Consider the following 14,201-nt stretch of genomic DNA (forward strand, 5'->3'; position numbering starts at 1 on the left):
TGATGCACAATTAATTTCTATATAGTTTCGATTTTCATTCTCTCCCTCAAGTATTGAAACCTGCATTGTAGCCATTTCTCGAAAGCGGAGAAGTGGTGCTTTTTTGTTCAAAAGTAATATGAAGATACTTATATTATTTAATTTTCTAAAAACGTTTGACATTACAATATAATTGTCTTACAATAAAACTTATAGAAAATTATAACTATTATATTTACTAGAAGGGTGGAATTTGTATGACAATGAGAAAGAGGCAAGCACCGAAAGGAATTTTAGGATTTCCAGTGGCACCAATGGATGAGAAAGGGAAACTAGATTTAGATGCATTGGGGAAGAATATTGAATTTTTAATAGAAGGAGGTTTAAGTTCTATATTCGTCGCATGTGGGGCAGGCGAGTTACATGCAATTAGTAATGAAGAATATAGGTCGATGGTGGAAATTGCTGTGAAAAAGACACAAGGAAAAATTCCTCTTTATACAGGAGTAGGTGGCAATATTTCACATGCTATAGAACAAGCTAAAATTTCGGAAGAGCTAGGAGCGGAAGGTTACTTAATACTGCCGCCATATTTGATTGATCCTTCACAGGATGGAATTTACGATTATTTAAGAACAATTATCCAAAGTACGGAGTTGAACGCAATCGTCTACCAAAGAGATAATTGTATTCTAGATTCGAAGACACTAGTCAAACTATGTGAACTTCCACAACTTGTAGGGTTTAAAGATGGTGTTGGTAATATGGAGAATAATACGGAATTTACACATCTAATTGGGGATCGATTGGAATGGGTGAATGGGATGCCATTAGCAGAAGTAACAATGGCTGCATATGTGAACTTAGGTTTTACATCATATTCTTCTGCAATTTCCAACTATATACCACATATTTCTGCTATGTATTATGAGGCACTTTTAAATGGAGATAAAGAAGTTGCACATGAATTGCATGAAGACGTCATTCTACCTATTCATCGAATTCGTAAACAGAAAAAGGGCTATGCAGTTTCACTTATAAAAGCGGGCATGCAAATTGTTGGTTTGCCGGTGACAACGAATGTTAGGGCACCAATTGCTTCTGTTGAAAAAGATCATTATGAACAATTGAAGAAAGTTATTGACCATGCATTGGAAAAATATCCTGTTCCATCAAGAGTAATATAATAGGAGGTTCCTTTTAAATGACAGCCAAAACTAAAACGAAAACATATTTAAATTATATAAATGGTGAATGGATTGCTTCAGAAACAGGAGAAACTGCTGAAAGTAGAAATCCCGCAAACAAGGATGAAATAGTTGGACTTTATCAACTATCTTCTATTAAAGACTTTGACCATGCCGCTAGTTCCGCAAGAAAGGCGCAAAAAGCATGGCGTAAACTTCCCGGAAATGTAAGAGGTGATTATTTACTAAAAGCTGCGGCTATTTTAGAAGAGCGTATCGAAGACGTAGCAACTGCCATGACGAAAGAAATGGGTAAGACATTTACAGAGGCAAAGGGAGAAACTGCACGTGGTGTAGCAATTTTACGTTATTATGCAGGTGAAGGTATGCGACCTATTGGTGATGTCATCCCTTCTACTGATAGCGAGGCATTAATGTTTACAACTAGAGTACCCCTTGGTGTTGTTGGCGTTATTACACCTTGGAACTTTCCGGTAGCTATACCGATGTGGAAGATGGCTCCAGCACTTATTTATGGTAATACAGTCATTATTAAACCAGCTAGTGAGACAGCAGTGACTTGTGCAAAAGTGATTGAGTGTTTACATGATGCAGGAATACCAGTGGGTGTTCTAAATATGGTGACGGGTTCAGGTTCATTGATTGGAACAGAAATGGTCAATCATGCAGAAATAGATGCCATTACATTCACAGGATCTAATATAGTAGGTAAACAGCTTGCACAAACAGCTATTTCGAGAGGTATCAAATATCAACTTGAAATGGGTGGAAAAAATCCAGTGATCGTTGCGAATGATGCAGATCTAGACTTAGCAGTGGAAGCAACGATAAGTGGTGGATTAAGATCATCAGGTCAAAAATGCACAGCTACGAGTAGAGTTATTGTCCAACAAGATGTTTATGAAGAATTTAAAGAAAAACTTTTAGAAAAAGTGACGGTCATTACAGTTGGTGATGGCATGGAAGAAGGAACATGGATGGGACCTTCCGCAAGTGAAAATCAATTGAATACAGTGCTCTCAGCCATTGCTAAAGGTAAATCAGAAGGGGCTACACTTCTCTTTGGAGGAGAAAAAGTAGAAAAAGAAGGATTGAATGGGTATTACGTTGAACCGACTGTGTTCGAAGACGTAACATCCACTATGACTCTTGCACGTGAAGAAATCTTTGGGCCGGTACTTGCGCTTATGAAAGTTAACACAATTGAAGAGGCACTTGAATTGGCAAATGACTCGGAATACGGTTTAAGCGCTTCTATTTTTACGACAAGAATCAGTAATATGTTGTCATTTATTAATGAAATGGATGCTGGATTGGTGCGTATCAATGCAGAAAGTGCTGGAGTTGAATTACAAGCCCCATTTGGCGGGATGAAACAGTCTAGCTCTCATTCGCGTGAACAAGGTCAAGCTGCAAAAGAATTTTACACAGCCATCAAAACAGTGTTTGTTAAATAAAATGTAAGCGCTACAATGGAGGTATAATGATGAACTATGAAGAAAATTTAGAAAGTAAAGGATATAAACTTCCTATACAAGCAAATAAGCGTATTTTTGAAGCAGGGGTCAGAACAGGAAACTTGATATTTGTAAGTGGGAATGCAGCGAAAGTCGAAGGTATATTAAAATATAAAGGACTCGTAGGTGACACGGTTACATTGGAACAAGCTCAAGATGCAGCTAAAATTGCTTTCGTGAATTGTTTAGCAACAGTTCGAAATATGATGGGTAGTCTGGATTCTATGAAGAAGATTGTTAATATTAAAGGTTATGTGGCAAGTACGCCGAATTTCACTGACCAACCGAAAGTGATGGATGAAGTATCTGCATTAGCAATCGAAGTATTTGGCGAGATAGGAAAACATAGTAGAGTTTCACTTGGAACATCTTCACTTCCAGAAGGAACACCGGTAGAAGTGGAGATTGTTGTTGAAGTGTAATGATTGAAACTTATATAAATTACTAGAATAGGAGAAATGACTGATGAAGAATATGAACGACCTACCATTAGGTATCAAACAGTTATTTACGAGTATTACGCATTTGAAAGAAGGAGAAAAAGTACTTATCATTACGGATGATGATAAAAGAGAAATTGGTGAATTTGTTTATGAGCATGCAAAACGTTTTTTTGAAACTTCCATGATTGTTATGCCTCCGACTGAAGGGCATGGTGCAGAGCCGACAGAAGCTGTTACTGCTGCGCTGAATAACTGTGATGTTGCATTTGGTGCGACGACTTATTCCTTGTATCATACAAAAGCACGCTTAAGTGCAAGTAAAAATGGGCGATTACGTTGGATTGGGCTTCAAGACTATGCGCTTCATATGTTCGAAGAAGGTGGATTAACTGCAGATTTTGATGAGGTTACACGAGTTGTTAATCGAGTTGCCCCTTTTTATAAAGGTAATACATTTACACTTACAGCTCCAGGTGGCACTCATATGGTTTGCAGCATAGAAGGAAGAGAGCCTGTGCTAGATCATGGAACAGCAACTGTACCTGGATCTGCTTCGTTTCCCCCAAATGCAGAAGTTGCACTTGGACCAGTTGAAGGAACTGCGAATGGTGTATTAGTATTTGACGGAAGTATCCCACATCCATTGTTAAATTTAATTGAAGAACCTATTACATGCACAGTAAAGGAAGGTTTCATAACGGAGATAACAGGGGGACGTGAGGCAGATATTTTACGTAAGATGTTAGCTGAGTTTAACGATCCAACAGTTTATAATATTGCGGAGCTTGGACTTGGTCTCAATAAAGAAAATTTCTTATGCGGGCATATGGCGCCGGATGAAGGATCATTTGGAAATATCCATATTGGTATTGGAAAGAATTTAAATTTTGGCGGACATGTCGATTCACCTTTGCATTTAGATATGATTATCAAAACTGTTACGTGTAATATAGATGGACGAGATATTATGAAAGACGGAGCATTGCTAGTTTAAGAAGTTTTGAGCAGAGAACTCTTGGTATTCTACTTATATTGCATAAGGCAAATTAGGTATACCAAGAGTCTATTTTCGAGAATACATTTACTAATAAAAGTAAGCGCTTTCAAATATTTGTATATTTAGAATAAAGAGAATGAGGTGATTAAATGAAAAAGAAACATAAAATTACAGCCGTAACACTTTTACTTATATTAGTGATAGTACTAGCCGGATGTTCTGCTTCAGCAAATGTTGATACAAATAGTAAAAGAATTATAAGTGTTGCGACAGTACAGCCTGAAAGTCATGCGATTTACCTAGGATTGAAAGCATTTAAAGAATATGTAGAAGAAGAAATGGGAGATAAATTCGAAATCAGACTCTTTACTAATGGTGTAATTGGAGGGAATTCGGAGGCACTCGAATTGTTACAAATGGGATCACTCGATTTGGTAGCTACAAGTGGAAGTAATTTAGAAGCTTTTGCAAATGAATATAAGATTTTTGGTTTACCTTACTTATTTAATGATGAAGATAGTTTCCGTAAAGTGATGAACAACGAAGAATTTACAGATGTGATATATAATTCGACAGCTGACAAGGGAATTCAAGGAGTGGCTTGGTTTTCCAATGGAGTAAATAATTTTTACGCTTCAAAGAAAATAGAAACACCTGATGACTTAAAGGGAATGAAGATTCGCGTTCAGTCTAGTGAGGCAAATGTGAAACTCGTACAAGGATTTGATGCGGCAGCTGTTGTCATGGCTTACGGTGAAGTGTATACAGCTTTACAGAACGGTGTCATTGACGCTGGAACAAATCCTGAGATGGCACTTGTTGATATGAAACATGGAGAAGTGGCAAAATACTATTCACGCACTGAGCATCAGATTTTTACCGATATGCTTGTTGCAAATACAGACTTTTTAAATTCACTTACGTCTAAAGAAAGAGAAGTCTTCCAAGAAGGATTTAAATTGAGCAGTCAAGTATCTAATGAAGCATGGGATAAACGGATTTCAGAGGTGACAGAAGAAGCGACAGAGATGGGGGTAGAATTCATCACAGTGGACAAGCAATTATTCGAAGAAATACAAAAACCAATAAAAGAGGCATTATTAATATCCAATCCAGAATTACAATCACTTTATGACAAGATTCAACAAATCCAGAACTAAAGAAGGTGTATTTTATGGGAAAAGTAAAGAACATAATGGATAAGGTATTATCTGCTGCTTGCGCCGTGTTATTGTCTTTTATGACGCTACTTGCAACTTATCAAGTAATTTCACGATATGTTTTTAGCAGTCCAAGTACGATGTCTGAAGATCTGCTGAGTTATTCTTTTGTTTGGGTATCCTTGCTTGGTACTGCGCTAGTATTTGGTCAAAAAGATCATATGAAACTAACCATATTTTCAGATAGATTAAAAGGGATTAATCAGTTTTTTTTATCGATCTTTACCGAGCTACTCATCATGTCTATCGCGATAATAGTCTTTTTGTTTGGAGGTACACAGGTTGTAGGCGTTGGTGCAATACAAATTTCTCCTACATTGAATATTTCTATGGAATGGATTTATATTGTGCTTCCAATAAGCGGCGTGTTGATAGTGGTCTACAACTTCATTAATATTATCCAATTAATCCAACAATTTAAGGTGAGCAAAAAGGAGGGGATTCTATGAGTGTAGCAGTAACAGCGGGGCTATTGATTTTTTTTACAATTGTCATTCTATTACTTCTCGGTATTCCAATTGGAATAGGACTCATTGTTGCATCGATACTAGCAATCACCCAAGTATTAGGTTTTTCTGCGGCCATTCCGTCATCCGCTTTGAAATTGTTTCAAGGTATTAATATATTTACTTTATTGGCCATTCCTTTCTTTATATTTGCAGGTAATATTATGAATAAAGGTGGTATAGCAGTCCGGTTGATTAACTTAGCAACCGCATTGACTGGCAGGATACCAGGATCACTTGCGCAGACGAATGTAGTTGCAAATATGCTTTTTGGATCTGTATCTGGTTCTGGAACAGCCGCGGTATCTGCAATGGGATCTATTATGGGGCCAATTCAAAAAAAAGAAGGCTATGATGAAAATTTTACAGCGGCAATTAATATAGCAACCGCTCCTACAGGATTATTGATACCACCGAGTACTGCATTGATCACATATGCTTTAGTTAGTGGGGGTACTTCAGTAGCTGCTCTTTTTCTTGGTGGTGTGATTCCCGGTATTTTATGGGGGTTAAGTTGCATGGTCGTTGCGTTCTTTTATGCAAAAAAGAAAGGCTATGTTGGTAAAAAGCAAATAACTTTAAATGAATTCTTAAAAGTTGCACTCGATGCAATTCCAAGTTTATTACTAATTATTATTGTCGTTTTTGGAATTGTTGGAGGTGTTTTTACTGCAACAGAAGGCTCCGCCATTGCAGTTGTCTATAGTTTGCTGTTATCTACACTATTTTATAAAACAATCAATTTCAAAGAATTATATGCTATTTTGATAGAGAGTGCCAAGTTGTCTGCAATAATTATGTTTTTAATCGGTTCATCTAATATAATGGCTTGGGTTATGTCGTTTACTGGAATACCAGACATGATGGCAAACTTAATATTAGGAATTTCCGATAATCCAATAATTATTTTGTTAGCTATAAATATTTTATTGTTGTTCGTTGGCACATTTATGGATCTAACACCGGCAATCTTAATTTTCACTCCAATATTACTTCCAGTTTGTTTAGCATTAGGAATGACTCCTTTACATTTCGGTATTATGCTTACGTTTAATCTTTGCATAGGCACTATTACACCACCTGTTGGGAATATTCTCTTTGCGGGTATTAAAGTATCGAGTGTGAAATTGGAAAGGGTTATGCCGCAACTGCTTAAATTTTATGTAGCTATTGTTGTTGTTCTTTTACTTGTGACGTATTTTCCATGGTTTTCAACATTCCTACCGTCTTTAGCTGGGTTAAGTTAAAATATTTGAAGGAATGAATGATTAAAGGGGGAGAATGTGGTAATAATAATGACTTCCCTCTCTTTTTACATAGGATTGTGCAATTAGTCTGGTATTTTAGTGTATAATTATTATATAGAAAATCACGATTTTTTTTATCGAAAGGAGGGACTCTAATGAAGGAGCATACAATGGACACCATCCGTAGGAGTACTTTATCGCAGCAGGTGATAGAACAAGTTATTTATATGATAACGAGCGGTCAATTAAAGCCAGGCGATAAGTTACCGTCTGAAATGTCTTTGATGGAACAACTGGATGTAAGTCGTCCAGTACTACGTGAGGCGCTGGGCTCATTGGAAACACTAGAAATTATAACAAGAAGACCTCGGAGTGGGACATTTGTCAATGATAAAGTGGGAAGCAGTCCGTTCAAAGCAATGCTCGCATTGTCCATTAATAATGTCCCTGCTGTTATAGAAGCACGAATGGCTTTAGAATTGGGACTTGTCACCATTGCAGCTGAAAAAATATCCGATGATCAACTTGGAAAAATAAAAGAAACAATTGATAGAATTCAAGAAAATCCCAATAGTGATTATGGAAAATTAGACAAGGAATTTCATCGGCTTATAGCGCAAAGTGCAAATAATCCTGTAGTCGAAGGGATGATAGACTCCCTTCTTATCACACATGAAAAAACAGATAGCTTGATAACGTATCGTGAGCCTACTATTACAATTGAGCATCATGTAGCTATATATGATGCATTGAAGAAAAGGGACCCTCATGAATCGTTCAAACAAATGTATAATCATTTAAGATATGTCAGGAAGAAAATTTTAGGTGATTGAAGTATTCTAATGATAAATAAAACAATTATAATTAATTTTCATTATTATGAATCATAAAAAGTATTGGAATAACTTCGACTGAATATTCATAACAAAGCGGCTGAAAGTTCATCTTCAGCCGCTTCTTTTTGTAAAAGTTATACATCCTTAATTCATGACCAAACAGGGTAGACTATTTGAGTATCTTATTTGTAAAGATAATAATGGAGATTTTCAATATTTGTGTTATGCTCCTATTCCTCGTCTTCTGTTACTCCAGCTTCCAGAAACGCCGCAGATACTTTTTCAAATTCTTCATCCGTTTCGATCTCCGCCAAGTCTTCTCCATCAATCACTTGGAAAAAGAACACATCCATGTCTTCATCTGTTTCTTCGTTTACATCTTCCACGAATGCAACAGCTGCATACTCTTTATCTTCCATCGTTAAAAGACCAATTACTTCGATTTCTTGTTCGCGATCATCTTCATCTAATACCGTTAGGATTTCTCCTATTTCAATGCTTCCCATTTTTTCTTCCATTCACAATTCCTCCTATTTGTTGGGTTCTTCTTTCTACCATTCATTTACCCACTAAAACTTACGGTTACACTTAGGCAATAAATTTTTTGATCAAGTTTGCATCTATAGTATTTCACATAGCTCCATTTTTATTCGTTATGTCCCTGTGTAAGAAACAATTCTGTCAATTCAATGCTAAATAAAAAACGTAAATAACACTCACCTAATGAAAAAGGTTAGTGTTATTTGTCGTTATATCATTAAGTAGTAATCTCTTTTAAGCATATATTCAAAACTGTCAACAGTATTCTAGATGAAATAATTAAACATAGAGGATAAAATATCCATGTTTTTTGTTATAGAACAGTTGTTATAAATGGTTTTTCCATTCGCTCTGGATTCACTGGAATATTTTATAGTAAAAAAATCTCGCATTCTATGTTTATACTGATGGAGCACAAGAAGGAGGAGAAGAAAATGAATAAAAATTATTCATTACTAGTTGGAGTACTTGCGGGAAGCTTGCTATTTTCCACACATTCTGTAGAGGCATCTATGACTACTGGAAATTCAAATACCACTTCAGAAGCAAAATCTCATGAAACACACACATGGAAATCTCCATATCAATATAAATATAATTTCAATAATTCTCAGAAATACAGCCATAATGCTTCAGAGGAAAATGAAGTATCTGAAGAAACACCAGCTGCGGAGAAACCAGTTACTCCAACACAACAACCATCAGGAGAATCAAACAATGAAAATGTACAAGTTTCTTCTGAAATTCAACAAGTTGTAGATTTAGTAAATAGTGAACGTGCAAAAGCTGGACTAAAAGCACTGCAAATCGATACTAAACTAACAGAATCAGCACAAGCAAAGTCACAAGATATGAAAAATAAAAACTATTTTTCTCATACGAGCCCAACATACGGCTCACCATTTGACCAAATGAAATCTTTTGGTATCGAATATAAATCAGCGGGTGAAAATATTGCCATGGGTCAACACGGTGCAACAGAGGTAATGGACGCATGGATGAAATCACCTGGACATAAAGCAAATATCTTAAATCCATCTTATACACATATCGGAGTAGGTTTGTCTGATAGTGGAAATTACTGGACACAACAATTTATTGGGAAATAAAAATGAGTAATAAATAATAGAAGTAAAAAAGTTTCCGTCTTTGGCGGAGGCTTTTTTTCTTTTTCATAAATATTGAAAGGAACTTACCGCTCTCACTAGCATTGCAATATTCAAAAATAAGTAAAGTATAAATAGAAAATTTTTATTGAAACTACTAGTTGTTGTGGACTATTCGCTTATTGAGCAACTTGCCCAAAAATAATTGTGTTGGAATTGACGGGCTCCAATTTGCTCTTGTACTCTTTCATTGGTAAGCATGAATATATTGCGCAGGAGGAAGTTGAGGATAATGGTTTCGTAGTAGAGCAAGTGACGCCTGGTTTTAAGTTGGATTGGTGTACTTCATTAATAGCAAGAGTAGTCAGCGGATCAAAGAGGTGAGAGGTTTAATAATTGGTTATGATTCTATGTCATGCACAGGGAGCTACTCGAAAAATAATTTTCAAATCCATTTTACCTCCAAAATGGATTTCTTAGCTAAATTGCCTCTGTTTTAAGTCTTCAAAATTCCATTGTCTTCTTTTTAAGACAATTTACTTCTTAGGGTGACTCGTTTAGGCTAGGGGAAGGTCCCTGTGCAAAAAACAATTCTGAATAGTTCTTTGCACAGAGACGTTATATCCTAGGAAAGTGAGGCAACACATTGACAAGAAAAAGAAATTTTAATCTTGATTCTTATTATCACGTCATCATGCGAGGCAATAATCGACAACCCATATTTGGGTCGCATCGAGATAAGCTTGAGATGATGCGGATATTCCACTATGTTTATGACAAGAGTCCTTTTGAAATCCTCGCCTATTGTTTCATGACTAATCATTATCATCTCCTTATCAAATCACATAGAGACCCACTTAGCAAAATTATGGCACTCCTTAATAGAAGGTATAGTAGCTCGTATTCGAAAAGATATAACCATGTCGGTAGAATCTATCAGAGACGCTATTTTGCAAAAAAAGTGGACTCACCGATCGGATTGCTTACCGTCAGTAACTATATTCATCGCAACCCCATAGAAACAAAGCAGTTAATGGTAGAACGTTTAGAATGGTACCCATATAGTTCCTATCCATTTTACTTCGAAGAAAATAAACCTGCTCCTCCCTTTTTAAATAGAGACGTTTTAAAAAAACATTTACCGGCTACGTTTGAAAAATCTAATGCGGGCTATTGTAGCTACTGTTTAAACCACAGACCTAGAGTAGAGGCAGACGAAAGAACATCAACTGTGTACGAAACGTGATGAAAAGTCAGAATAGTTTGGTACACAGGGACATTACCATTTTCCATTCAAAACATTTATACTTAAAGAAGCAATGCTTTAACTAAGAAAGAAGGAAATAAATTGAATTCGATTAATAAAGAACTTTATGAATATCTAATTGATAATTCCAGAAATATTACTGAAAGATGGTTCGCTGAAAAAGACAGTTTTACTGGTGCTTTTTATTCCAATAACTCGAATCCACAAATAGATCAAATATTATTAGAACAACATGCGCTGACTATAAAGACCGTTGCATCTGCATTTCTAGAGGATAAGGATTCATTAAAGGAACAACAAGTATTATGGGCTGACACAGTGGCTAAAAGTAGAATTGAAAATAACACTCCGATACATGAAGTGATAGAGGCTTTGAATAAAACACGTGAAACAATATGGGGATATGTTGGTCTATTTGCAAAAGAACAAGATGAGCTAGTGACCAAAACAAATATTCTTAAATGGAGTGTATTATTTAATACAGCTTTTGATCAACTTATCTATCTGTTATCTGAAAGATACTTTGAGTTGTCCCATAATCGAATGACTGCCCAACAAAATTTGATAAATGAATTGGGTACACCGGTTATTCCAATTTTAGAAAGAGTAGCCGTACTACCAATTGTAGGTGACATCGATACGAATCGTGCAAAATCATTGTTACAGGAAGTGCCACAAAAATGTTCAGTACTTGGAATCGAACACCTTTTCATTGATATTTCTGCTGTCTCCATTATGGACACAATGGTAGCCAATGAAATGTTTCAATTGATGGAAATCCTCAAATTACTTGGCATCCAAACTTTTATGTCAGGTATTCGTCCAGAAATAGCGCAAACTTCCATTCAGTTAGGACTTGATTTTAGAAGTATACCGACATTCAGTTCGCTAAAACAAGCTTTGTTTATTACTGGTGTTTATAAAAATATTTAGTAGGATTATAAGCTGCCCCTTATTTTGGGGACAGTTTTTTAAAATATGTCCCTGTGCGAGGAACAACTCTGATAACTTAGAGAAGAATACGTAAAAAGCAGAGAACATTCACCGGACGAAGCGGTGTTTGTTCTTTTTCTGTCTTTTTGCACATAAAAATTCAGAATTGTTTCACACACAGGGACGTTTCAAAGCGAAGAATTTAATTTTGAGTTGAAAAAAAGGCTTTAAATGTAATTTTAGATCCATTTTTGCATTGAAAATGAAATTGTTGTGTTTATAGTTCATTTATGACAATTTACTTCCAAATAATAATGTTGTATGGTGGACAAATAGCGTGATGTGAAGACTATGAAAAGAAAGTGGGGAGCAATGATACACAATTATGTCTATAGTGTTGGTATGCAGGGGCTTAAGGGACAAATTATTCGGGTGGAGGCGACGGTTTGGGATGATAAGGAGCAATGTATTATTATTGGTTTACCGGATGCCTCGATTAAAGAATCGAAAGAGCGGATTTTGAATTGTTTATTATCTCTTGGTATCGATACTAATATGAAAAAAATCACAATTTTGCTATCGCCTTCTGACGTGAAGAAACAAGGTACGTCGTATGATGTTGCTATGCTATTGGCGGTGTTACAAGCAATGTCCAACGCCCCCTTACAAATTCCTGAGAAAACATGTTTTATAGCTGCACTTACCTTAGATGGACATTTAACCACATTTCACAGTATGATTCCTACCATACACCAAGCGATACTACTTGGCTTTAAGAAAATTTATATCCCACCTATTGATATTTCTCCTTTTCTAGAAATTCCAGATGTAGAGCTAGTTCGCATTACTCATATAAAAGATTTGCTATCGCATTTAAGAGGGAATAGTTCCCTTTCGGAAGCAGAGCTGGAATTGCTGCCCTTAGAAACAATTTCAAATATACCTGAAGAAACTCCATATATATGTTTTTCTGCCATCCGTGGCCACAAGCAACCGAAGCGAGCGCTCACTTTAGCAGCGGCTGGAGGGCATCATGTGTTGATGACTGGTCCTCCTGGATGTGGTAAGAGTTTACTGGCCAATGCGTTTCATACAATCTTACCTGATATGACGAATGAGGAAAAACTAGAAGTGTTCAGCATTTATCAAATGGCCATGGAAGCTAGGCATTTATCTGCGCGTCCACCGATTAGAAGTCCTCATCATTCTACATCAGAAGGGGCTATTATTGGTGGAGGGCGTTATCCTAGACCCGGTGAAATATCACTTGCACATCGCGGCGTCTTGTTTTTGGACGAACTTGGTCACTTTCCACGCCGTGTAATCGACACCTTACGACAATCACTCGAGACGGGAATTGCCGTTGTGAATCGTGTCGAAGGATCCAATCAATTTCCAGCAACGATAAACTTAATAGGAGCGACTAATCCTTGTCCTTGTGGATATTATGGTTCCAATGAAAAATACTGCACATGTACGGAGAAGATGCGATTAAAATATATCATGAGAATAACAGGACCTATTATTGACCGAATTGACTTTGTATTAGGTTTGAAAAACCAAGGAATTATAAAACAAACTTCTAGTGAAACATCAGAAGAGATAAGGACTAAAGTAGCGGCTGCAAGAGAGATGCAACGGATTCGTTATGGAGATAATTACACAAACTCAATTGTACCTGTCAAATTATTTGAAAGGAAGGTGACGTTTTCCGAAGCACAACTGTCTAGAGTTGAAAACTTTTGTTTTGTAGAGAAATTAAGTAGTCGTTCTACGATGAAGGTTTTGCGATTAGCTAGGACTGTCTCTGATTTAGAAGGAGATTTATCGGTAACAGATCAAGCGGTGACCGAAGCGTTGGAATGGACCAGACGAGCAGCATATGTGCATTCGACGCAGCTGAGGTAGAATAAAAGTTTTCATAAATTCAAATCGAGTCAAAAATAGAGTAATATTGATTAGATAAATAGATTTGTAACTTATGGAATGCTTGTGGGGACTGAAATCAGAACCAATGAACCGGAGTTGGTTTTCTGTTATAATGAACTAAAAACTTCTTGAACATAAGGGGTGTTATCGTATAGATGGATAAAATATTAGAATTGTTAAAAGCTATGCAGGACCAACAAAGTGAATTCAGAATGGAAATGAATGAACGTTTAGATACTATAGAAAAATATTCAATTCAGCACGGTGAAAAACTAGACAATAATCGTGAACATGTAAGTAAGAAAATGAGCTTCATTGAACATAAGAACCTGGAACTTGAACAACGAATTTACGAACTAGAAAGCCGTTTCGGACGACAATAAACTAAAAAAATCCTAAGTTAAGAGCAATATTGAAGAGATATTTTGATTTTAATATATCATAACTATTTTTATTCCCAAACAATCACAGGT

Annotated in this window: 14 protein-coding genes; 13 read left to right on the forward strand and 1 reads right to left on the reverse strand. The window is 36.2% G+C overall.

The features are described 5' to 3' along the window. Nucleotides 1–242: 242 nt before the first annotated feature. The 8 genes from kdgD (at nt 243) to ACIQ38_RS02730 (ending at nt 7,950) form a co-directional block, all read left to right on the forward strand. Nucleotides 243–1,166 (forward strand): 5-dehydro-4-deoxyglucarate dehydratase, encoded by a 924-nt coding sequence (kdgD, locus tag ACIQ38_RS02695; protein ID WP_402819570.1) that lies wholly within the window; start codon nt 243–245, stop codon nt 1,164–1,166. A 17-nt stretch (nt 1,167–1,183) separates the two neighbouring features. Then, complete coding sequence (gene gucD, locus ACIQ38_RS02700; RefSeq protein ID WP_402817593.1) at nt 1,184–2,644, forward strand: alpha-ketoglutaric semialdehyde dehydrogenase GucD; 1,461 nt, start codon at nt 1,184–1,186, stop codon at nt 2,642–2,644. 29 nt (nt 2,645–2,673) lie between these two features. Beyond that, complete coding sequence (locus tag ACIQ38_RS02705) at nt 2,674–3,126, forward strand: RidA family protein (protein ID WP_402817596.1); 453 nt, start codon at nt 2,674–2,676, stop codon at nt 3,124–3,126. 43 nt (nt 3,127–3,169) lie between these two features. After that, nucleotides 3,170–4,141: an aminopeptidase gene (locus ACIQ38_RS02710; RefSeq protein ID WP_402817599.1), complete on the forward strand. Its 972-nt coding sequence runs from the start codon at nt 3,170–3,172 to the stop codon at nt 4,139–4,141. Nucleotides 4,142–4,293: 152 nt separating this feature from the next. Further along, entirely contained in the window at nt 4,294–5,304 is a 1,011-nt protein-coding gene (locus tag ACIQ38_RS02715) for a TRAP transporter substrate-binding protein (RefSeq protein ID WP_402817602.1), read from the forward strand. A 14-nt stretch (nt 5,305–5,318) separates the two neighbouring features. After that, the gene (locus tag ACIQ38_RS02720) at nt 5,319–5,813 is read left to right on the forward strand and encodes a TRAP transporter small permease (RefSeq protein WP_402817605.1); all 495 of its coding nucleotides are present in this window, start codon (nt 5,319–5,321) and stop codon (nt 5,811–5,813) included. Then, nucleotides 5,810–7,117, forward strand: a complete 1,308-nt coding sequence (locus ACIQ38_RS02725; RefSeq protein ID WP_402817608.1) for a TRAP transporter large permease — start codon at nt 5,810–5,812, stop codon at nt 7,115–7,117. Before ACIQ38_RS02720 ends, ACIQ38_RS02725 begins: the two co-directional genes overlap by 4 nt. A gap of 155 nt (nt 7,118–7,272) precedes the next feature. Continuing rightward, a complete protein-coding gene (locus ACIQ38_RS02730; RefSeq protein ID WP_402817611.1) occupies nt 7,273–7,950 on the forward strand; it encodes a FadR/GntR family transcriptional regulator in 678 nt (225 codons plus the stop codon). Between the two features lie 233 nt (nt 7,951–8,183). Here the strand turns inward: ACIQ38_RS02730 and ACIQ38_RS02735 are convergent, their stop codons facing one another. After that, a complete protein-coding gene (locus tag ACIQ38_RS02735; RefSeq protein WP_402819573.1) occupies nt 8,184–8,459 on the reverse strand; it encodes a DUF1292 domain-containing protein in 276 nt (91 codons plus the stop codon). A 468-nt stretch (nt 8,460–8,927) separates the two neighbouring features. On the opposite strand from ACIQ38_RS02735, the gene ACIQ38_RS02740 reads away from it, so the two are divergent. From ACIQ38_RS02740 to ACIQ38_RS02760, 5 genes are all read left to right on the forward strand, one after another. Continuing rightward, nucleotides 8,928–9,602 carry a CAP domain-containing protein gene (locus tag ACIQ38_RS02740; protein ID WP_402817614.1) on the forward strand — a complete coding sequence of 225 codons (675 nt, stop codon included), beginning with the start codon at nt 8,928–8,930 and terminating at the stop codon, nt 9,600–9,602. A 643-nt stretch (nt 9,603–10,245) separates the two neighbouring features. Then, on the forward strand, nt 10,246–10,845 hold the full coding sequence (locus ACIQ38_RS02745) for a transposase (RefSeq protein WP_402817617.1): 600 nt from the start codon (nt 10,246–10,248) through the stop codon (nt 10,843–10,845). A gap of 102 nt (nt 10,846–10,947) precedes the next feature. Then, on the forward strand, nt 10,948–11,799 hold the full coding sequence (locus ACIQ38_RS02750) for an STAS domain-containing protein (RefSeq protein ID WP_402817619.1): 852 nt from the start codon (nt 10,948–10,950) through the stop codon (nt 11,797–11,799). Between the two features lie 372 nt (nt 11,800–12,171). Then, entirely contained in the window at nt 12,172–13,707 is a 1,536-nt protein-coding gene (locus tag ACIQ38_RS02755; protein ID WP_402817622.1) for a YifB family Mg chelatase-like AAA ATPase, read from the forward strand. Nucleotides 13,708–13,883: 176 nt separating this feature from the next. Next, nucleotides 13,884–14,111, forward strand: a complete 228-nt coding sequence (locus tag ACIQ38_RS02760) for a hypothetical protein (RefSeq protein ID WP_402817625.1) — start codon at nt 13,884–13,886, stop codon at nt 14,109–14,111. The last annotated feature ends 90 nt before the right edge of the window (nt 14,112–14,201 follow it).

Source organism: Psychrobacillus sp. NPDC096389 (assembly GCF_044762855.1).
In the GTDB taxonomy this organism is placed as follows: domain Bacteria; phylum Bacillota; class Bacilli; order Bacillales_A; family Planococcaceae; genus Psychrobacillus.

What these genes read in the sequence shown, in the direction of transcription:
- ACIQ38_RS02720 (WP_402817605.1), top strand. Translation starts at nt 5,319, where the DNA reads ATGGGAAAAGTAAAGAACATAATGGATAAGGTATTATCTGCTGCTTGC.
- ACIQ38_RS02710 (WP_402817599.1), top strand. Translation starts at nt 3,170, where the DNA reads ATGAAGAATATGAACGACCTACCATTAGGTATCAAACAGTTATTTACG.
- ACIQ38_RS02760 (WP_402817625.1), top strand. Translation starts at nt 13,884, where the DNA reads ATGGATAAAATATTAGAATTGTTAAAAGCTATGCAGGACCAACAAAGT.
- ACIQ38_RS02715 (WP_402817602.1), top strand. Translation starts at nt 4,294, where the DNA reads ATGAAAAAGAAACATAAAATTACAGCCGTAACACTTTTACTTATATTA.
- ACIQ38_RS02705 (WP_402817596.1), top strand. Translation starts at nt 2,674, where the DNA reads ATGAACTATGAAGAAAATTTAGAAAGTAAAGGATATAAACTTCCTATA.
- gucD (WP_402817593.1), top strand. Translation starts at nt 1,184, where the DNA reads ATGACAGCCAAAACTAAAACGAAAACATATTTAAATTATATAAATGGT.
- ACIQ38_RS02735 (WP_402819573.1), bottom strand. Translation starts at nt 8,459, where the DNA reads ATGGGAAGCATTGAAATAGGAGAAATCCTAACGGTATTAGATGAAGAT.
- ACIQ38_RS02725 (WP_402817608.1), top strand. Translation starts at nt 5,810, where the DNA reads ATGAGTGTAGCAGTAACAGCGGGGCTATTGATTTTTTTTACAATTGTC.
- ACIQ38_RS02730 (WP_402817611.1), top strand. Translation starts at nt 7,273, where the DNA reads ATGAAGGAGCATACAATGGACACCATCCGTAGGAGTACTTTATCGCAG.
- ACIQ38_RS02740 (WP_402817614.1), top strand. Translation starts at nt 8,928, where the DNA reads ATGAATAAAAATTATTCATTACTAGTTGGAGTACTTGCGGGAAGCTTG.
- ACIQ38_RS02755 (WP_402817622.1), top strand. Translation starts at nt 12,172, where the DNA reads ATGATACACAATTATGTCTATAGTGTTGGTATGCAGGGGCTTAAGGGA.
- kdgD (WP_402819570.1), top strand. Translation starts at nt 243, where the DNA reads ATGAGAAAGAGGCAAGCACCGAAAGGAATTTTAGGATTTCCAGTGGCA.